At 37.5% G+C, this 20,525-nt stretch carries 16 protein-coding genes; 1 reads left to right on the top strand and 15 read right to left on the bottom strand.

The window, feature by feature from the left end:
* Nucleotides 1-127: 127 nt before the first annotated feature.
* Entirely contained in the window at nucleotides 128-1,030 is a 903-nt protein-coding gene (locus H8700_RS05355) for a TlpA disulfide reductase family protein (protein WP_249304068.1), read from the top strand.
* 164 nt (nucleotides 1,031-1,194) lie between these two features.
* Here H8700_RS05355 and H8700_RS05350 read toward each other — a convergent pair whose 3' ends face one another.
* The 15 genes from H8700_RS05350 to H8700_RS05280 all read right to left on the bottom strand — a co-directional run bounded on the left by H8700_RS05350 (nucleotide 1,195) and on the right by H8700_RS05280 (nucleotide 20,401).
* The gene (locus H8700_RS05350) at nucleotides 1,195-2,604 is read right to left on the bottom strand and encodes an APC family permease (RefSeq protein WP_249304066.1); all 1,410 of its coding nucleotides are present in this window, start codon (nucleotides 2,602-2,604) and stop codon (nucleotides 1,195-1,197) included.
* Between the two features lie 136 nt (nucleotides 2,605-2,740).
* Nucleotides 2,741-3,085, bottom strand: a complete 345-nt coding sequence (locus H8700_RS05345) for a P-II family nitrogen regulator (protein WP_249304063.1) — start codon at nucleotides 3,083-3,085, stop codon at nucleotides 2,741-2,743.
* An 81-nt stretch (nucleotides 3,086-3,166) separates the two neighbouring features.
* Nucleotides 3,167-3,985: a helix-turn-helix domain-containing protein gene (locus H8700_RS05340; RefSeq protein ID WP_249304061.1), complete on the bottom strand. Its 819-nt coding sequence runs from the start codon at nucleotides 3,983-3,985 to the stop codon at nucleotides 3,167-3,169.
* A gap of 83 nt (nucleotides 3,986-4,068) precedes the next feature.
* Nucleotides 4,069-5,199, bottom strand: coding sequence for a tyramine oxidase subunit B (locus H8700_RS05335; protein ID WP_249304059.1), 1,131 nt, complete (start codon nucleotides 5,197-5,199; stop codon nucleotides 4,069-4,071).
* A 219-nt stretch (nucleotides 5,200-5,418) separates the two neighbouring features.
* Nucleotides 5,419-6,546: an NAD(P)/FAD-dependent oxidoreductase gene (locus tag H8700_RS05330; protein ID WP_249304056.1), complete on the bottom strand. Its 1,128-nt coding sequence runs from the start codon at nucleotides 6,544-6,546 to the stop codon at nucleotides 5,419-5,421.
* Nucleotides 6,547-6,682: 136 nt separating this feature from the next.
* On the bottom strand, nucleotides 6,683-7,003 hold the full coding sequence (locus H8700_RS05325) for a (2Fe-2S)-binding protein (RefSeq protein WP_022140494.1): 321 nt from the start codon (nucleotides 7,001-7,003) through the stop codon (nucleotides 6,683-6,685).
* 126 nt (nucleotides 7,004-7,129) lie between these two features.
* Entirely contained in the window at nucleotides 7,130-8,710 is a 1,581-nt protein-coding gene (locus tag H8700_RS05320; protein WP_249304053.1) for an FAD-dependent oxidoreductase, read from the bottom strand.
* Between the two features lie 91 nt (nucleotides 8,711-8,801).
* Complete coding sequence (locus H8700_RS05315; protein WP_330606306.1) at nucleotides 8,802-9,197, bottom strand: (2Fe-2S)-binding protein; 396 nt, start codon at nucleotides 9,195-9,197, stop codon at nucleotides 8,802-8,804.
* 290 nt (nucleotides 9,198-9,487) lie between these two features.
* Nucleotides 9,488-9,937, bottom strand: coding sequence for a hypothetical protein (locus tag H8700_RS05310; protein WP_249304051.1), 450 nt, complete (start codon nucleotides 9,935-9,937; stop codon nucleotides 9,488-9,490).
* A 44-nt stretch (nucleotides 9,938-9,981) separates the two neighbouring features.
* Nucleotides 9,982-11,217, bottom strand: a complete 1,236-nt coding sequence (locus tag H8700_RS05305) for a leucine-rich repeat domain-containing protein (RefSeq protein ID WP_249304049.1) — start codon at nucleotides 11,215-11,217, stop codon at nucleotides 9,982-9,984.
* Nucleotides 11,218-11,281: 64 nt separating this feature from the next.
* Nucleotides 11,282-11,998, bottom strand: a complete 717-nt coding sequence (locus tag H8700_RS05300) for a hypothetical protein (RefSeq protein WP_022140489.1) — start codon at nucleotides 11,996-11,998, stop codon at nucleotides 11,282-11,284.
* 127 nt (nucleotides 11,999-12,125) lie between these two features.
* Nucleotides 12,126-12,647 carry a SurA N-terminal domain-containing protein gene (locus H8700_RS05295; protein WP_249304048.1) on the bottom strand — a complete coding sequence of 174 codons (522 nt, stop codon included), beginning with the start codon at nucleotides 12,645-12,647 and terminating at the stop codon, nucleotides 12,126-12,128.
* Between the two features lie 184 nt (nucleotides 12,648-12,831).
* The gene (locus H8700_RS05290) at nucleotides 12,832-14,979 is read right to left on the bottom strand and encodes a leucine-rich repeat domain-containing protein (RefSeq protein WP_249304046.1); all 2,148 of its coding nucleotides are present in this window, start codon (nucleotides 14,977-14,979) and stop codon (nucleotides 12,832-12,834) included.
* 260 nt (nucleotides 14,980-15,239) lie between these two features.
* A complete protein-coding gene (locus H8700_RS05285) occupies nucleotides 15,240-17,753 on the bottom strand; it encodes a leucine-rich repeat domain-containing protein (RefSeq protein WP_249304044.1) in 2,514 nt (837 codons plus the stop codon).
* Between the two features lie 182 nt (nucleotides 17,754-17,935).
* Nucleotides 17,936-20,401 carry a leucine-rich repeat domain-containing protein gene (locus H8700_RS05280; RefSeq protein ID WP_249304043.1) on the bottom strand — a complete coding sequence of 822 codons (2,466 nt, stop codon included), beginning with the start codon at nucleotides 20,399-20,401 and terminating at the stop codon, nucleotides 17,936-17,938.
* Nucleotides 20,402-20,525: the final 124 nt, after the last annotated feature.

Raw genomic sequence — 20,525 nt, 5'->3', positions numbered from 1 at the left:
ATATATCAGAAAATGAATCAACAGAAACAATAAGTCATTCATACCGTTAGGTATTGAATATAAAAAACAAAATATATCGGAGAGATATATTGACAAATTTCAAATATTGAGATAGGAGAAATTACTCATGAAAAACAAATTATCATTTATTTCTATTTTTACACTCTGCATAGCATTATCACTTACAGCATGTGGCGTAAAGCAAGCTTCCACAACAGATTCTAAGAACACTCAGACTGAAGCCGGCTCAAAAGCATCCGGCAAATCAGATTCCAGGCTTAATGATTTATATCAGCAGGAAAATCAGCTTTTTGCAGATCACGCTGATGTGTGGAACAAGGCATTTGGCATGATGAACAAAAGTGACGCCGATCCAAACGGAAATTATGCTGATTATCTTGCCAGTACCGTAGAATCAAACAAGAATTCATTCACAGACGATGAGCTTAAAACACTTAATGAGGATATCGAAACCATACGAAAAATCGAGGAACAGATAGCAGAGCTTGAAAACAAAAATACATCATCAGACGATAACAAGAAGGACAGCTCTAAAGCCTCATCTGTATTCAGTGATTTTTCCGGTGAGGATTTTGATGGCAATAAGGTTGATGACAGCCTGTTTTCCGGTAATGCAGTAACAGTCGTCAATTTCTGGTTTACCGGCTGCAAACCATGTGTCGCTGAATTATCCAAGCTTAACGAATTAAATGATGCTATCAAATCAATGGGCGGAGAAGTTGTTGGCATCAACACTGAGACCTTCGATGGCAATAAAACAGCTATCAAAGAGGCTGCCTCTGTTCTTGAAAGCCAGGGTGTCAAATATCGTAATCTGTCAATTGACTCCTCTAGTGCTGCCGGTAAATATGCCTCAGAAATCATGGCCTTTCCAACAACTATACTTGTTGACAGAAATGGCAATATTGTAGGCGAACCAATGCTCGGCGGAATTGATAACAAGGACAACTATGATGCTCTTATGAAGCAGATTCAGTCTGTAATTGATGCAGACAGCACAAATAAATAGAGGTCTACATATAAAAAGCTCCTGTGCATTGCACAGAGAGCTTTTTTTGCCCTTGTATTTTCCCTTATCATAGTTCGTAAACACCGGTGGGACGATATAACACAAGGGAAACAATAAGGGAAAGCTCACCTGCGACAAATCCAGTGTTTATGCCTTGTATCCGGTCACCGCCACAAGCCACGCTGCTTTCTCGCCAGATAATATGCGTCACTCTCCATTGCCATTACTTTTTCAAGTGGCACACTCTTAAAGACCTTCATCTTCATTTTATATTTAATCCAGAAGAAGGAATAGATCGCAAGGATCAGAAAGACTACTGCTGTTACAAGCCAGATCTGGTTTCTCTCTGTCGGGTCAGACGATATATTCAATACCATATATACAGTTCCAATGATTCCAATGATCGGGAAAAGCTTTCCACATGGCACTTTAAAGGAACGTGGCGCTTTGGGCAGTCTTTTGCGAAGAATCAGCACGTCGATATGTGCCAATATGTATGAAATCATCCAAAAGACGGATCCTACTAAGATCAAAAAGGAAATCGCATCTGATGAACCATTACTCAGAAGTGCAAAGAGAAAAATAAATGCACTGACAAAAATCACGCCAAACCACGGAACATTCTTTTTATTCTTTTTGGCAAAGATCTGTGGCATCATATTCATCTTAGCCATACCCTGGCTGATACGTGCAAGTCCGTTTACTGTTGAGTTTTGTGTACTGACAACTGCAAGTGCCGCTACAAAGGTCATCCAGACTTTTCCACCGGTTCCCAGCAGATTGTAACCATATAGCAAATGCGGTGCTGCTGAGTTAGCAAGCTCATCCCATGCTGTATAATTATGAAAGCCCAATACCATGATCGACTGAACCAGACAGATAAGTCCTAAGCCGATCATCATGCCAAGCGGCACATTTCTTTTGGCATTCTTAACATCCTTTGATACCGGAATGACATATTCTGCACCAATAAAAAGCCAGAATGCAACTGCTGCCATCGAAACGACATCTTTAAAATCACTTGCCATCGAAAGAGGCTGATGTACCATGTGTCCTGTTCCAAGTCCCAACATTCCGATTGCTCCCATAACAACCATGGAACCAACGAGCAGAAAAGCAACCAGATTTTGGATTTTCGCAAACATATCCACTCCATACAAATTGGCGATCATGACTATAACAGTCATGACAAATGTATAGGCAATGCTTGGAATCGGTAATGGAATTGTTTCTGCCATCGCATAAGAAAAGATGGAAGCCTCAACACCGGAAGAAAGAATATTGCACAAAAGATAGCCACCTACCATAGAGATCAAAGTAGGAAAAGGACCCATACTTGCTAATGTATATTGTGCAAGTCCGCCTGTCGTATTGGGCATCAAAGCATTCAGCTCCGAAAGAGACGCTACTGTTGTCATGTTCAAAAGACAGGCAAAGATCATCGCACCGATGAAAACAACACCAATCGTTCCGGCACCCTGCCCTAAAGAAACAAGACAGCTTGTTGCAATGACAAGTCCGACTGAGATCGATACAACACTTCCTAAACCTAATTTTTTATCATTTTTTGCCATAGAATTCCCCCTGTCCTTTCCTCATTTTGAGATTTTTTCTTTCGCTTTTTCCCAATTCACTTGATGCTGTCTTTTCCCTGTCCCCAAAAAGCATAATCATGCATTTTCTGATTGTTTTGCTTGACTCTCTCTTATACTATAGTGCATCAACACCTTCATCGCCGGTACGGATGCGTACCACATTAGTAATGTCATAGACAAAGATTTTGCCATCACCAATGTGTCCTGTATACATTTCCTGCTTTACCAATTCGATGATCTCATCGACCTTTTCTGTTTCGACAACGATATTGATCTGCTGCTTTGGCAAAAGTTCCATCTCTTCATTGGTTTCAATTTCAAATTCGTAGGTTCCTTTTTCAACACCACAGCCTAATACCTGCATCACAGTCATTCCACGGACACCAATTTTACTTAATGCCGATTTGAGATCTGAAAACTTTGACATGCCAATAATAATTTCAATCTTTGATAAATTCATATATGTTTCCTCCATACTGCTTTTCCTGCCTATCTTTCTTAAGCTATCCGTCATTTCTTTTCCCGCTTTTCAATGCTTTCATCAAGCCTCCTTCTTTTGCTCTAATGTCAGAAGCTCTTTACGATATCCATCCGGTGTCATCCCTGAAAACTTCTTAAAATCCTTCATCATATGCGACTGATCATAATAGCCGCAATCTGCTGCCAGCGCTTCCATCTGTGCCTGATCGGCATTTTCACCGATGGAATGCAGCATTCTTTGAAAACGGATAAACTTTCCGAATACTTTCGGAGAAATGCCATGTACTGTCTCAAAACACCGACGGATATAACAAGCAGAATATCCACTCTGCTTCGCAAGTTCAGCGATCGAAATATTTCCTGCTGTCTCATACATTTTTCTTCGAATAAACTTCTCAATCTCAGCAGAACTATTTTCTCTTGGCAGCTGCTGTGCTTTAACGCGAATATAATAATCCGAAAAAATAGCTGCCTGCTTTTGAAAATCCTTCTCTAAGGCAATCTTTTCAGCAAGGTTGCCGGCAAGATCCTGATTCTCTACACATACATCTGCATCCACTACATCTCCTATCGTCATTCCCTGAGGAAAAAGGGCTTTTCCCGGGAGAAAACGAACTCCAAAATAAGTACAATCTTCTTCCATTTCCCATTCTTTTACCTGCAAAACCGTTCCACCCATGTATGTACTGACACCATGCTCACTGATCTCAAAAAGAAGATCTGTGCTTCCATCCGGAACTGCATGAAAGCCTTTTCCTTTTCCATCTTTGACGGAATAATGATAAAAATGAGAAATTCCATCCAGATTGGAATCGATTCTTTGATAGCCATCTGTCATAAGTAAAAGACTTGGCTGTACAGGTAAAATTGTGTTTTTCATAAATGCCCTCTTTTCTGAGAGAACAATTGGATCGCTGCTTTTATGCCATGTCCGGTTTGTCCGATCGTGGCATTTTCATATCTTTATGCCATGTCCGGTTTGTCCCATAATGGCAATTCAATACCGATTCCCTGCTCTAAAGCATTTCGATATATCGTACCGCCCCATGCGATATCTTCTACCGGCATTCCACCGACCGAATAGACGATAATCTCATCGTCACTTTCTCTGCCCGGATGTTTTCCGGTAATAATGTCAGCAATGTCAATAATGTCTTCTCGTTTGATTTTTCCTTCATGTTTTAAATCTGTAAATTTTGTACCAATAATTTGTACTTCCTTATAGCTTGGATATGGGTACTCCTCTTCCCATGCTTCATATAATTTGTAATTATCTACGACTAACTTGCAGCGGTTTGCCAGAAACTCATCATCAAAACGTGCTGCCGACGGCATACTGATCAAAGCTCCCTTTTTGATCCATTTCTCATTGATATAAGGGAAAGATGCCTCATCATCACGAACCGTTGTGGTAAAACTGATAATATCACTGTCTTTTACCGCTTCTTCTACCGAATCACACACTTCTATGTTCTTCACCTGCGGATATTCTGCTTTGATAAAATCGATCAACGCATCAATCGATCTGCGTCCGCGGCCTTTGATCTTAACAGTGTCCAGATTCGGGCATACACTCAGAAATGCTGCCAGCGAAGTTTTTCCCATAACGCCCGGTCCGATCACTGATACGGTGGTTGCATCCTTTCTTGCCAGATACTTTGCACCTACTCCCGGAATTCCACCGGTACGATAGGAACTGACAAGGTTTGCTGACATCAAAGCTAAAGGTGCTCCTGTATCTTTGTCATTTAACATCATCATTAAGATCGATCTTGGAAGTCCTTTTGCTTTGTTATCGACATTAGAACCATACCATTTCATACCAGCCATCTGGTATCTGCCACCAAGATAAGCCGGCATCGCCATAAAACGTCTGTCATCGGCATTCTTTGGCATACCCGGGAACTTAGGATCATCATAAAATGTAACCATACATCCATGGGAGTTGTGGTTCTTGCCACCCATCACATAATCTCCCTTGTTTAATGTGACTAAAAGATCTTCCATCACATCAACACATTCCTTCATGTTCTTTACTCCGGCTTTGATCATATCCGGTTCACTCAGATATAAAAATTTAATTGCTGTATCCATATTATCGCCCTCCTGTTTCGGATACTATAAGGGCTTACAAAGCAAAAAAGCGCCAATGGATCTATCCATTGACACCTTCGTCCCTAATAGTATACCATGCTTTTTTTCCATTTTCTACTACTTTTTCTTGTTTTAATAAACTTTTTTCGCTTTTTCTTTTATATTATAAAGTTTTCCAGCTCTATGACGTAACTATTTTCAGATCATTTCCATGCCGGTTCAGATCACAGCTTTAAAGCGGTCATAACGAAACTCTTTCAGATCCAGCGTTGTCTGCTGATCTGTACCAAGTTCGGAAAGTAACTTTCCGACAACCGGTGCAATTCCGAAACCATGTCCGGTAAAGCCACATGCCAGAATCAGTCCCGGTACTTCATCAATCTTACTGATCACCGGAATGCCATCGGCACTGACATCTTCATAGCCTGCCCATGTTCTGACGATCTTTGCATCTGCAAGCTTTGGAATGTATTTCATAATACCACGGCAGATACATGGTGCCGTAATGCTTGATGTCGGCTGTGTACCATCATCCTTGTTCATTTCCTCATAACCGGATGCACCTCCGAAAACAAAAGAACCATGATTCGTCTGGTGACCATAGAAGTCGGCATCTGCTGTACCAAGCATCTGGTTAAACATTTTCGGCTCTGCTTCAGTCACCAATGCTTCGATCAATACATTTTGCATCGGTACATCAATTCCGACTGTCGCAGCAATTTTCCTGCTCGCATATCCTGATGCAAGAATGATCTTCCCACCGGTATACACATTTTTCTTTGTCACAACGGTGTTTGCAATTCCCTTGATCTTTTTGATCGCGATGACATCCTCTCCGGTATAGAAACGGACACCTAATGCTCTTGCTGCTTTATAAAAACCTAACGTTGCGGTCAAAGGATTTGCATGACCATCGGTCGGACACCAGCTTGCACCGATCACTTCATCACTCAGATACGGATTGATCCTTTTTACTTCGTTCGCATCAATCATGTTAACCTTCAATCCGCAAGCCTGTGCTTTGTCTGTCAGTCCTTGCAGGATCTCCAAATGTTTCTTGGTCTTACCAAGTCGTAAATTACCTTCTTTGTGATATTCCACATCAACACCGAGTTCCTCAGAAAGTGTCGGCCACATATGCTCTACGGCATACATTGCTAACGGAAGTTCTCTCGGATCACGTCCTGACTGACGGACACCACCACCATTTCTGCTTGAACCACCATTTCCAATACTTTTATCCTTCTCTAAAACTATAACAGAAACGTTCTTCTTTGCCAGATAATATGCTGTGGCACAGCCAATAATTCCTCCGCCTATAATGATCACATCTGCTGTATTTCCCATGTTTCTGCCTCCTTTTCTATCTGCTCCTGTTTGCTTTCCCAAGCTTCGTCTGCTGCCTTCATTGAAACATTTACCTTTTTTGTCATAATTCTCTGCTTTTTTCTGAGTTTATGTCGTTTTCTGTTTCTATCAATGATCAGTTGTTTTCTCTTGCAAAAACTTCCATTTCGATCGGACGCATTGGTGCTCTGGAAGAAGCCGGTTCTAACACATCCATTGAAACTTTCAACTCATTTGCTACAATCCTTTTGACTAACTTTGCACAAGTCTGTCCCTGACAAAGCCCCATTCCGGTTCTTAAATATCGTCTGATCTCTGTAATAGTAAACATCCCGTCATGTACTGCCTGTCTGATCTGTCCTTTTGTCACTTCTTCACAACGGCACACGATCATATCGTCATCCGGCTGTGGTACAAATTCTCCCAAATCTACCGATCTGTCAAATATATTTTCCATAATGATCCCTCTTTTCTATACAATGATGTGATTTTATACATTTTTCTTCAGGAAATGCTAACAGGCTTCCTGTTCAAATTGTACATCTATACAAACATTTTCATTTTCCTGTACTGTAAAAAGTAATCAGGCTTCTTTTTTATAAAAACGTGCTTTCATTGCCATATCAGCCGGAACTTTGATCGTCAAAAGATTGGTATGATCGAACGCTTTTGCTGTCTTAACCTGAACCACCTCAGCTTCACAAACCACTTTGCCATCTCTGCCAAGTCCATATCCTTTCTCACCTTCTTTCGGAAGCGGTAAGAACTCATATGGCAATGTCACGGCAGCAAAACCTTCTTCGTAAGTTTCATCCAGAAGAAAGATCGCCTGACCGGAACAAGAAGCGACACACATTCCACAGCCAATGCAATCGACTGACTCATCCACAGCCGGCAAAGAAGTGATCTTCTCTCCGATCTTAATACAATGTTTTGGACATGCATCCTGACAAGGATTACAAGGAATATTCTGTGTACATTCCATAACCGGATGCACTCCTGCTTTATGTGTCACACCCGGAAAACGTTCCATCTCATCATTGGCAATAAATCCTTTTTCCAACAGATTCATTGATACCGGAATACCTTCTTCTGTCTTTTCGACCAGTTTTCCTCTGTTCTTTGGAGCAAACATTCCCTGACGAAGTCCGTCCAATGCCTTTTTATTTTCTTCACATTTTGTAAGCTGCTCTTCTTTATCAATAAAGCCAAGATATTGTGCTGCTGTAATTCCTGCAATTCGACCACCGATCATTGCGGAGCTTGCTTCCTCAATACCGGATACATCACCGGCAACAAAAATTCCCGGAATGCTCGTTGCGCCAAACTCGTCACAGATCGGCACCTGTCCGCCACGCTTTGGATTGTCTTCCATCTTGCATCCTGCCATTTTTAGAAGCTGTGACATCGGTGAAAGTCCGACTGCCAGACAGATCGTATCAACATCAAAATGTTTTTCGCTTCCTTCTACAAACTGAAAATTCTTATCGACCTGTGCGATCGTTACACCGGTTACGCAATCTGTTCCTTCTGCTTTGACAATCGTATGGGACAGATAAAACGGAACACCGCATCTGGCTATTTTCGCTGCATGTACACCATAACCACCTACTCTTGGGGCTGCATCGACAAGACCGACTACTTCGCATCCTGCCTGTAAAAGCTGGAAACTTACCACCAGACCTACGTTACCGGAACCTAACATCAAAACCTTTTGTCCCGGTTTGATACCATGCAAATTCATCATGGTCTGTGCAGCTCCCGCACCGATCACGCCCGGAAGCGTCCATCCTTCAAAAGTCACCATGTTTTCGGAAGCACCTGTCGCGATCAGAACCGAATCGGCTTTGTAATGTTCCACGCCATCGCCAATCTTTACAACAACCTCTTTGTCCTGATACAAGCCGATCACTGTCGCATTCAAAACAACCGTAACACCTGCTTCGGACGCTTCTTTTAGAAGCTGTTCGCCGATCACAAAACCTCTTACTTTTGCTTTATGTTCTTTTGAACCAAAAAATTTATGGATCTGTTTGAAAAGCTGTCCGCCCGGCTTTTCATTTTCATCAAATACTACAACATTCATTCCCCGGTTTGCCGCCTCGATCGCTGCTGACAAACCGGAAGGTCCTGCTCCTACTATGATCAAATCAAATCTTTTCATATGCTACCTCTTTTCTACATGGATTTTGGTTATCCATGTTCTCTGGTCTACTTTTCCTTTCCGACTTTATATTCCCAAAAAAGTTTTTTCTTTAAAACGGTTCTGCTGATACACCGTATTGTGTCTGTACTTTCATTCCCTCTTTTAACGGAGTAACACAGGTTCTGACATTCGGTTTTCCATCAACGACCATAACACAGTCTGTACATCTGCCGATCGCACAAAAGATACCTCTTGGCTTATGTTCCTTTTTGGTATAACGATGTTTCATCACGCCGGCTGCTTTTAATGCTACCGAAATTGGTTCTCCTTCATATCCTTCCATCTCTTTCCCATCAAAGGTAAAAGTCACTTTCTTTCCTTTCTCTGTCTTTCCTAAGATCGGATGTTCTATGATTCTGTCTGCCATATTGATCTCCTCCTTACGGTCAAAACAAAAGGCACCTGAGATCTTTCGATCACAGGCACCTTTGACTGTTTCATTCATTGGCACTATCATATCGGATTTGTGATTGGTTGTATTGTAAAAAACGATACAACTATCAAAATATAGTTTTATTCTATAAATCAGCATTTTACTATAACCCACAACAGGAGTGCCATCCAAAAAATATTCGGATCTACACTCCTATTATATTATATTAAGAGAAAAATATAATTTATCAACACTTTTTCACTTAATTAAATTAAATTTTCTGACACTATACATTTCCAGACATATGCTAAATTCGCCGTTACCTTCTCCCATTGATCATGCTGCCATCATCCACTTGAATATCATTTTCGATACAAGTACGATTTACCTTCTTTCCTGATAACAGCGTAATCATCATCTGAAATAATCATTATCTTTTGGTCATTATTATATGTAATTTCCAATACCGTTGTTTTTCCATTCTTTTGTCCGGGATCTGATGATTTTTCATATGGAATTTCATCCATTTTGTTTAAGTGCAATGCATCGATCACGTTCGAAATCTTTTCAGAATCTGTTATTGTATTATCACCCTGTATAAGCGGATATGAGATTTCTTTGATTCCATAATTTCTATGGGAGTACCCCCAAAAAACAACTGTAAAAACAAAGATCAATACCGTTATCACATATATTTTTTTCTTATGTATCTTTCTTACCAGGAACACCGATAAGGCAAATATACAAAGCAGTATTATGATAAACAAAATATTCGGTAATCGTGTATAATTCCAAAGTATAAAACCTTTCATTCTGCCACCTCCTTTTTTACCATCTGCCAGATTCTAAAAATCCTCTAAGCAAGCCAGTCTGCTGATGGATTTTTTCTTTCCCATTTCGGTCGATTCATATAGACATGTTTGATTTTAGGGCATCCTTTGAATACATCTTTATTGCCATATTCATATGGATGCCAGTCCATTGCTTTTCTTGTCTTAAAGCGAAGAGTGTGTAACTTCTCACAATTTGTAATTGCATCGCTTTCAATCTTGGTTACCTCTTTTCCTAAGATAAGTTTCTTTAATGCCGGAATCGATACAAATGTGTTCTCCGGAATCGTCTTGATTCCTGACACAGAAATTTTTCTTAATCGTCTACAGTTGTTAAATAAATTATGTCCCAGAATTTCGCCCCCAATCAACGAAACTTCTGTAACAGAGGATCTGACAAATGCCTTTTCTCCTATTGCCTCTATATCTTTAAGCTTTACTTTTTTAATTTTTTGGTTTCCAGCAAATGCTAATGCGGTTATTCCATGGATCTTCTTACCATTTAAAGTAACATTCCCTTTCATATAGTACCCATTGATCAGAACACCTTTTGTAACAATCGCTTTGTGTTTTCTTTGATATGCTTTTACCCATTTTGTATTTTCAAAGGCATCGCTTGCTATTCTTGCTTCACTGCTGACCTTTTTGAAAGTTACTTTTCCTAAAACAGTACAATCGCCAAATGCTTTTGAGCCAATCTCACTTACCCCAATAAAAGCAACCGATTTTAAATTTTTACATTTCAAAAACGCATTACTTTCTATCGATATATAATCATTTGCAAATTGAATTTTTTCCAATCCGGCATTATAAAAAGCACATTTTTCGATACAATAGATTCCATCGGCAAATGTCATTTTTTTCAGGCTAGTGCAATTCAAAAATGCATACTCTTCCACGACATTGATATTATCCAATAAAACAACATCTTCCAAAGCTGTACAGTTTGCAAAAGTATTTGTTTTAATCACAGAAATATACTTATTAAACATAACTTTCTTCAACCGGGTATTATCCTGAAAAACAGAATATCCCATACGTTCTACATGTTTTCCGGCAACTGTATCCGGTATAATAACTGCTTCCAGTTGTGGATCTGCATCAACCAGAATATAATCATCTGTTGATTGGTTGTATTCATAATACAAACCATTTTCACAATATCTTCCCTGATCATTTTCTGCGGCTTTTGAAATATTTCCAAACCTCAGAGCTGTAATAATAACAACCAGCATAATCATTAATGTTTTTAATTTCTTCATAGGTTTTCCTCCCCATCTCTTTGACATGTAACTGATATGTCGCATTTTCTATCCTGGACTTTTTCTAAAACTCTTTGCTCCAAGGATTCTTTGTATCGATCTGCTTTAACTGTATATCAATCTCATTCGAAATAACCGCCCATGTCTGATTTCCGAGTTTCTTGCCGGAATCCGCATAATCTTTGATATGCTCTTTTATCTTTTTTACAACTTTGCTTCGTTGTGAAGCATTCAGCTTTTTATAAGAGTTCTTTTGTAACAAAATCCCAGCTTCAAAATAAAGTTGGCCCTCTTCCTGATTGATCTTATTAAGATCTACTTCTTTCGTTAAATCTCGGCTAAGGTAATGCTCATAACATAATTGCACAATATCTTCCCGCTTTTGCAACTCTTTCATTGCATCAAAGCTTTCCGACACAGACTGTATTGCTAAGGATAGTGAATCATATACTCCTAACGTATAAAGTGTAGGATATTTTTCGACCGCATCAAATAACTGTTCTGTCGTCATTGCCTGATAAAGCTCTTTTGGAATCTGCTCTTTTGCAACCATTTCATGAAAGTTCAATTTATCCTGATCCGCTTTCTGATATGCCCCATAGTAGAATTCCCCTTTGTCATTAAACCAGTCAGGATATTTCTTCGCTAAACTTTTGTGTTCCTGCGAAAAACTCTTCATAACTTCTTCTTTGCCATTTACCTGCTTATAAATGAATGTAAAACCGCCAGCCACCAATAACAGTGCGCACATAACAACAATGTATTTCTTTACATTTTTCATGATAATTTCTCCCTCTTTCCCTGGTATTTTGATAAAAATCGTTTTTTAAACCATCTGCCAATCTAACATTCTGTCTAGTTTGAACGATCTACCGAAGCTTTTTTCGTTCTGTATTTCCAATTACTGTCTACTTTGAATGATCCGTCGAAGCATTCCCATTCTGTGTCTCTAAATATTGATTGATCATGATACTTTTCTTATAAAATTGACGCATCTTTTTCCAATACTCCGATTCCGTCATATTGCTTCCTTCTAACACTGCTTTGAGTTGTGCATAACCTTCGGCATCTTCATGTAATGCCTTCTTAGTCTCTTCGATTTCTTTATCAACTTCTTTTGCACTTACCTTAATTCCTGCTTTTTGTGCTTTTTTCAGTAACTCTTTTCGTCCTTCTTCACTTTTTTTCAATCTGCTTTTGGCTTTATTTTTGTCTTCTCCTGTTGTACGTTCTAGAATTTCCGATACATCATCATAAAGATTCTCATCGTTTACTTTTGCCTTTTTAGAAACCTGATACAACATTTCCTCTTGGGAAGTTCTTTCTTTAACCTCTGTATTCTTCTTCGCTTTGATATTCACTTTGCAAAGAATTCCGATTCCCAACGCCAGAATCACAAGACCTGCTGTTATAATTATTTGTTTCTTCATATGCTTCTCCCTTTTTCTTTCTATGTATACCAGCCAAAAGTGTTTCCCTACATACTTCTGGCTGGTATGGATCTATCAATCACATTTTTCATCTTTGTGTTACTGCTTTACAATCAATTCTTGATTTGCTGTTTTCTATTTTCTTTTTGCTTTAAAATTTTGAATCAGCTTTATGAATTACCTTTTATTTCTGTGCCGCTACTTTGCAATAAATATATGGACTATCTTCATATTTCTGATATAATTTTTTTGGCACATGAATGGTCACTTTCTTCTTGTCAAATGCATCCATCCAACTATTTTCCGAGCCTTTCAGTAAACTTTTACTGTTCATATACACATCACGAAGCTTCGTACAACCTACAAACATCTTTCCTTCTTTTCCACCCCAAGCGCCCGATGACCACTTGAGAGGTTTTTGCGTCTTAAAGGAAACAGTTCGCAAATTAGTACAATGATATACTGTATTTTCTTCTAAGCTTGTTACCTCTTTTCCAAATATGATTTTTTTCAATCCCGGAATAAATGCAAACGTTTTACTTTGTATCTGTTTTATTCCTGAAACAGATATCTTTTTTAACTTTCTGCACTCACTAAAAAGATGCGTGTCCAGAATCTTGCATCCACTTAAAGAAACTTCTGTGACGGATGTCTCGGCAAAGGCACTACCGGCTATATTTTTTATACCACTCAACTTTAATTTTTTAATCTTTTGATTATTGGCAAAAGATCGTCCTGCTATTCCTTTGATTTTTTTACCACCTAATGTAATATTTCCCTTTACATAATAACCATTGATCAGTACACCATCGACAATGACCGGTTTATTTTTTTGTTGATATGGCTTGATCCATTTTGTATTTTCAAAAGCATTTCCTTCCATCCTACAATTGCTATCAACCTTTTTTAAAGTAACCTTTTCCAAATTCGTACAATTATAAAAAGCATATGATCCTACATTGTCTAATTGCAAAATGTCAACCGATTTTAAGTTTTTACAATTAGCAAATGATTTGCGTCCTACAGACATATACTCATTATCTGACTGAATCATTTCCAGTCCCGTATTATAAAATGCACCTTCTTTGATATAACATAATCTCTTAGGAAATGTCAGTTTTTTTAATCCGACACAATTCATAAATGCATAACTTCCTATTGAGTACATTTTCTCTGAAAATATCACTTCTTCTAAATTGCTACAATTTCTAAAAAGATTATCTTTTAATGCCGGTCTGAACTCTTCAGGCATTCCCTCACCTGCTACAAAAACAACCTTTTTTAAATTAGTACATCCTAGAAATGTTGCTTTGGGCAAATCAACACTATCCGGTACGGTAACAGAGGTAATATCCTTACAGTATTGAAATACATTTGAATTTTTAACTCCAAGCACCCTTATCGAATCAATATCTTGAGGGATTTTAATTTCACGGTATATCGGAGTTCCATTTACATCATATTTTTGATGAAATTTAGTAATATAGCATCCTTTTTCTTCCAATTGATATACTAATCCCTGATCATCTTCAACAATCTTTCCATTTTCACTTTTGCTGACTATTACATTTCCTCTTCCAACTTTTTTAGTTTGTATTGCACGTACTTTACACGACAATGTCTTTTTTAACTGTTTTACTCTTTTTTGATCTACATAAAGTGTCACATTTTGGGGATTTTTTAAAGTATTAATAATCTGTTTGGCTATTTTGGCATTCCCCGGAAGTACAATTGTTTTTAACTTTGGGGTATTACAAAAAGCATTTTTTCCAATCTTTAATTTGCTTGGCGTTGTTTGAAATTGAATCGTTTTAAGACTTGTACAACCATAAAACGCATTCTTTCCGATATTTGTACAGTTATCCGGTATACTAACCGAAGTAAGATTTTTGCAGCCTTTGAAAGCCTGAACAGAAATCTTTGTTATTTGTGAAGAAAGTTTAATACTTTTTAGACCGGTGCAGCCTTTGAAAGAACCTGAATTCTTCCAAACACCATTTCCCATCGTGATCTCCCTGATTTCTTTGTGTCCTGCAAATGCATTTCCTATCGACTTCACCGGAATCCCATCAATCTGATCTAAAATTTCTATCTTAGTAAACAATGGTTTCTTATTGACATCATAGGATTGCGTAAATTTTTTAATCACATAACATTCTACTTTTGTATTGTCAAGATATTTATAATCAATACCCTGACCATCCGTATAATAATTTTCTTCTGTTTCTGCATCCTTTTCCCAGTCATCATGTGCTGAGACTACTGTTTCTGTCCCCAGTACCAACATAGCAGCAAGGGATAAATACACTCCTGCTTTTGTTATTTTCTTCATACGCTTCTCCTTTTTCTTTGCATTACCCTCTTTATTTTCCGTAATAGTATCTTTTAGTTTTTTGATATATTTTCCTGTTTTTTCACTTTCCCCTTTTTAACTTACCAGCCAAAAGTGTTTCCCTATATGCTTCTGGCTGGTATGGATCTATCAATCACATTTTTTCATCTTTGTGTTACTGCTTTACAATCAATTCTTGATTTACTGTTTTCTATTTTCTTTTTGCTTTGAAATTTTGAATCAGCTTTATGAATTGCCTTTTATTTCTTTGCCACTACTTTGCAATAAATATATGGACTATCTTCATATTTCTGATATAGTTTTTTGGGCACATGAATGGTTACTTTCTTCTTATCAAATGCATCCATCCAGCTATCTTCTGAACCTTTCAGCAAACTTTTACTATTCATATACACGTCACGAAGCTTAGTACAACCAACGAACATATTTCCTTCTGTTCCGCCCATAGTATCATATGACCAATCAATCGGTTTTTGCGTCTTAAAAGAAACCGTTCGCAAATTAGGACAATGATGAACTGCACTTGCTTCTATTTTTTCTACATCTTTTCCCAATGTCAGTTTTTGCAGACCTGTAACTAAAGCAAGTGAATACATTGGAATTGTTTTTATTTTTTCTATGGAAATCTTTTTTAATTTCTTACAATCTCCAAAAAGATACATGCCCATTTTTTTGCATCCACTTATCGATGCTTCCGTAGCAGATGAACCAACAAATGCATAATCATCTATTTCGTCAACTCCTTTAACCTTTAGCTTTTTTATCTTATGGTTATCTGCAAATGAATTACCAAGGATTCTCTTGACTTTTTTTCCATCCAGCGTAACATTTCCCTTGACATAATAACCGTTGACCAGCACTCCGTTTAAAATAACCGGCTGATTCTTTCTCTTATATGTTTCGATCCATTTTGTGTTCACAAATGCATTGCTTTCTATCGTGCAATCCTGAATACTAAATCCTTTAATGGTAATCTTTTCCAGATTTGTACAATTATAAAATGCATGAGAACAAATTGCATCCAATACACGAATTGTAACACAACGTAGTTTTTTACAATTAGCAAACGCTTTGGTGTCTATACCGGTAACGGATTTGCTATCCAGTATAACTTCTTCCAGTCCTGTATTGTAGAAAGCATATGCTCCTATGGCATCTACATTTTTAGGAAATGTTATCTTCTTTAAGCAGGTACAGTTCATAAAAGCATAATTTCCCACAAGTTCAAAACATTCTGTCAGTGTAACTTCTTCCAAATTCGTGCAGTCTTTAAAAAGATAATTTCTTAATTTGGCTCTGTAGAACACGGACAAGCCATCAACAGAAAGATAAGTAACCTTCTTTAAATTCGTGCAGCCCATAAATGCCGCTCTTGGCAATTTAATATTTTCCGGCATTGCCACCGATGTGATCTCCGTACAATATTGGAATACATCCTGACTTTTTACTCCAAGCACGTCTATATCATTGATTTTTTCGGGAATAGTGATCTCTGTATGAAGCGGATTAAACTTTTCATCATATTTTTGATCAAATTTCGTAATATAATAATATCCGTTTTTATCCATTTCATAGACAAGCCCCTGATTATCTTCGATCATTTTTCCGTCCAGACTCTTGTTGACAATGACACCTTCTCCTGTCATTTTTTTACTCTGGACCTTACTGTTCTTTACTGACTTTTTGTCTGTCAGTAAACTTCCCTTTGCTGTCTTTTTACTTGCAATCGCACGTACTTTGCAAGGTAATATTTTCTGGAGCTGTGCCACTCTTTTTTGTTCCACATACAACGTGACTTTTTTCGGATTTTTCAGTGACTTCATGGTTGTTTTCGTTATTTTGACATTTCCTGTAATAACAATCTTCTTAACGTTTTTTGTGTTGGCAAACATTTTGTCACCAAGCTTTTTGGGCTGTAAAATTGTAATTTTCTTAGCTTTGCATCCATCCAGACTGTGTGACTGGATGTTCTTTACTTTTGATATCGTAAGATTTTTGACAGAACGGGCATTTGCAAGTGAATTTTGTGCAATACAGCTCACCTTGGAACCTTTAATCGTCATATTTTCTCCGTTTCCATCTGTAGATGCATCCAGCAAAACACCACCCGCTATCATAGGCTTAAAATCAATTTTGCAGGCTTTCTTCCATGCTGTTCCCTTAAAAGCATTTTTTCCAACTTTGAAACTCGCAGGTGTCTTTGCAAATGTTACTTTTTGTAAACTACTGCATCCTTCAAATGCACTTGTCCCAAGTTCTTTACATGCTTTTGGAATCTGAATGGCTTTCAAACTGCTACAATCTTGAAAAGACCGAGCCGGTATTTCCTTAATAGCGGATGACAGCTTAATTCTTTTTAACCCGGTGCATCCCATAAAAGATCCTGAAAGATCCCAAATATTATTACCCATGGTAATTTCTTCAATCTCTTTTTGTCCTTTAAAACCTTTATCTATGGAAGTTACCGGTGTACCGCCAATTCGATTAGCAATATCAAGCTTTGTAACCATTGCTTTATGATTCTTATCATAAGACTGGGTAAAATCATACACTCCATATGTAATATCACTGCTCGTTCTGTCGGCATAGTACACTATCCCCTGACTATCCGTAATAGTATAATCTTCATCTGCCGTATAGACATCCTCACCCCAGTAGTTTTCATCACTATAAGCTAAAACGGCTGTTCCTGTCCCCATTGCCAACATGGCAGCAAGGGATAAATACACTCCTGCTTTTGTTATTTTTTTCATACGCTTCTCCTTTTTCTTTCTGTGTATACCAGCCAAAAGTATATCTTCCTACTAAACTTCTGGCCGGTATGGATCTATCAATCACATTTTTTCATCTTTGTGTTACTGCTCTGTAAGCAATTCATGATTTACTATTTTCTTTTTTTGCTTTGAAATTTTAAATCAGCTTTATGAATTGCCTTTTATTTCTGTGCCGCTACTTTGCAATTAATAAATGCACTTTTCCGATATTTTTTAACTACTTTTTGTGGTACATGAAGAGTTACTTTTCTGCCTAGCACATGAACCATGTCTTTTGAAAAAGCGGTGCTTTTCATATAAACATGACGAAGCTTTCTACAACCGGCAAAGGTTAGCGGTTCGATAGGTATGGTTTTCTCCTGCTCAGATTTGCACTCCCAGGTAACCTTTTTGGTTGTGTTAAAACGTACACTTACAAGCTTGTCACAGCCAGAAAAGGCTCTTAATCCGATTTCGGAAACATCTTTTCCTAATGTCACTTTTTTTAATCCCCGCATATTTGCAAATGCCATGTAGTTAATTTTCTTCATACCGCTAACTGATAATTTTGTCAGTTTCTTTGTATCTTTGAAAATTTCCTTGTCCATCTTCTTAACATTTTTTATATTGGCACTTTGAAGCGCATTTTCTTCAAAAGCATTTTCTCCAATATGATCGACACCGGTGATCTGAAGCTCTTTTAACTTTTTACCTTTAGCAAAAGAATAGCCGGCAATTAACTTAATATCTTTTCCATTCAAAACAACTTTTCCATCTACATTTGTTCCGCAAAGCAGAACACCATTTGCGATTGCAGGCTGGTTTTTCTCAGTAAAAGCGGTAAGCCATTTTGTACCATTCCATGCATCAGCAGACACATTCAAGCTCTCAGGTACATTGCTAATACTGACTTTTTCCAACGCTTTGCATTGATAAAATGCTTTTGCACAAATTGCTCTTATCTTACTTGCAAAAGAAATTTCTGTAATACTAGTACAATTTTCAAAGCTATGATAACCAACCAGATTTAGTTTTTGTGAAAAATGAATATTTTGTAAAGACACATCATTTCGAAATGCACTGTCTAATATCGCATATAAATTATCCGGGAAATTAATGTCCTTTAAGCCGGTACAATCCATAAAAGCTTTGTTTTGTATGTATGTTATCGTATTTGGCAGAACTACTTTTTCTAACTTGTTGCAGCCACGAAAAGCTTCTTTTGAAATCTCAACAAGCTCTGATCCATTTTCAAAAATAACCGAGGTAATCTCTTTCCGGTCAGCAAAAACTTTATCTGACATACCTGTAATATAGCAGTCGTTAATCTTAGCCGGAATAACAAGATTGACAGTAAGTGCATTTCCATTGGCATCATATTTTTGTTTAAAACCTACTATACTATAAGTACCACCATTATCCTGATATATGATTCCCTGATCATCTTCCACTGCTTTATTTCCTTGGAAAGAAGTATCCTGATAAAAAGCTCCTTTTACAATTTTCTTTTTGCTGATGGCACGCACTTTACATTTTAATTTCTTTTGTAAAGTATTTACTCTGGATGCATTCACATACAAAGTTAGCTTCTTCGGATTCTTTAGATAGCCGATCATCTTAGATGTAATGGAAACTTTTCCTGTTATGGTCGCTTTTTTTAGTCTGGCTAAACCTTCAAAAACATTGTCATCCATGTATTTTGCATTGTAAATAACAAGTTCCTTTGTTTTACATCCCAAAAACATATTATAATGAATGTTATTTACATTTTTGATTGTCACCTTATTTACTTTTGTGCCTGAAAGGAATGCTCCTGATGCAACACACGAAATCTTCTTTCCATCAATACTTAATTTTTTAATATTATAAGGTACAGAAATTAAAGTCTTTTGTACAACTAATGGACGTTTTTCCTTTTTCGCCTTTTTTTCTAACTTTGTATTTTGAAATGCATTTTTATCAACCGTATAATCTTTGGATCTTTTATAAAAATTCGCTTTCGAAAGGCTTATGCAATTCTTAAAACTTTCACGTCCAATAGAATCTTTTGGCAAACGAATCTTAGAAAGTTTTTTACAATTATAAAATGCCTGATCTGAGATATAGTTTAAGTTGTAACCTATATTGATATTTTGTAATGCACCACAGTTCATAAAAGCCTGCTGTCCTATGCCTTCTACTTCTTTTGCAACTACTTTTTGAAGTGTATCACATCCTTTGAATGTCCTGTCTCCAATCGTCTGTACATTCTTTAAGTCGACCTCTTTTAATCCTGTACATCCTTCAAAAGTCTGCCTGGTCTCCCGAATATTTTTTCCAATTTGAACAAAAGTAAGTTCTTTATGACCGGCAAAAGCTTTTTCCATTTTTGTAACTTTTCTGAAATAAACCATATCCGGTATTGTAATCTGAGTGATTATTGGTTTTCCTGAAGTATCATACTTTTGTTCAAAATCTGTAACAGAATATTCTTCGGTATTTTCATCCAGCCGATAACATATCCCCTGTTCATCCACATATTTCTCCGGGGCATAGGAATTTACTTTTGCTGTGTAATACGATCCTGCCTTTACCATAGCACCCGGAACACCGAATGCAAGACTGATTCCTATAAGAAATCCTGTTAATAGTTTTGTGTGTTTCTTCATACGCTTCTCCTATCTCAATATTTGAAATTTGTCAATATATCTCTCCGATATATTTTGTTTTTTATATTCAATACCTAACGGTATGAATGACTTATTGTTTCTGTTGATTCATTTTCTGATATAT

It is taken from the genome of Jutongia hominis, from assembly GCF_014384965.1.
GTDB lineage: Bacteria > Bacillota > Clostridia > Lachnospirales > Lachnospiraceae > Butyribacter > Butyribacter hominis.
This window is presented reverse-complemented; position numbering and strand designations above follow the sequence as displayed.

Coding starts and splice junctions, on each gene's coding strand:
- H8700_RS05355 (WP_249304068.1), top strand. CDS start 128: ATGAAAAACAAATTATCATTTATTTCTATTTTTACACTCTGCATAGCA.
- H8700_RS05350 (WP_249304066.1), bottom strand. CDS start 2,604: ATGGCAAAAAATGATAAAAAATTAGGTTTAGGAAGTGTTGTATCGATC.
- H8700_RS05345 (WP_249304063.1), bottom strand. CDS start 3,085: ATGAATTTATCAAAGATTGAAATTATTATTGGCATGTCAAAGTTTTCA.
- H8700_RS05340 (WP_249304061.1), bottom strand. CDS start 3,985: ATGAAAAACACAATTTTACCTGTACAGCCAAGTCTTTTACTTATGACA.
- H8700_RS05335 (WP_249304059.1), bottom strand. CDS start 5,199: ATGGATACAGCAATTAAATTTTTATATCTGAGTGAACCGGATATGATC.
- H8700_RS05330 (WP_249304056.1), bottom strand. CDS start 6,546: ATGGGAAATACAGCAGATGTGATCATTATAGGCGGAGGAATTATTGGC.
- H8700_RS05325 (WP_022140494.1), bottom strand. CDS start 7,003: ATGGAAAATATATTTGACAGATCGGTAGATTTGGGAGAATTTGTACCA.
- H8700_RS05320 (WP_249304053.1), bottom strand. CDS start 8,710: ATGAAAAGATTTGATTTGATCATAGTAGGAGCAGGACCTTCCGGTTTG.
- H8700_RS05315 (WP_330606306.1), bottom strand. CDS start 9,197: ATGAATGAAACAGTCAAAGGTGCCTGTGATCGAAAGATCTCAGGTGCC.
- H8700_RS05310 (WP_249304051.1), bottom strand. CDS start 9,937: ATGAAAGGTTTTATACTTTGGAATTATACACGATTACCGAATATTTTG.
- H8700_RS05305 (WP_249304049.1), bottom strand. CDS start 11,217: ATGAAGAAATTAAAAACATTAATGATTATGCTGGTTGTTATTATTACA.
- H8700_RS05300 (WP_022140489.1), bottom strand. CDS start 11,998: ATGAAAAATGTAAAGAAATACATTGTTGTTATGTGCGCACTGTTATTG.
- H8700_RS05295 (WP_249304048.1), bottom strand. CDS start 12,647: ATGAAGAAACAAATAATTATAACAGCAGGTCTTGTGATTCTGGCGTTG.
- H8700_RS05290 (WP_249304046.1), bottom strand. CDS start 14,979: ATGAAGAAAATAACAAAAGCAGGAGTGTATTTATCCCTTGCTGCTATG.
- H8700_RS05285 (WP_249304044.1), bottom strand. CDS start 17,753: ATGAAAAAAATAACAAAAGCAGGAGTGTATTTATCCCTTGCTGCCATG.
- H8700_RS05280 (WP_249304043.1), bottom strand. CDS start 20,401: ATGAAGAAACACACAAAACTATTAACAGGATTTCTTATAGGAATCAGT.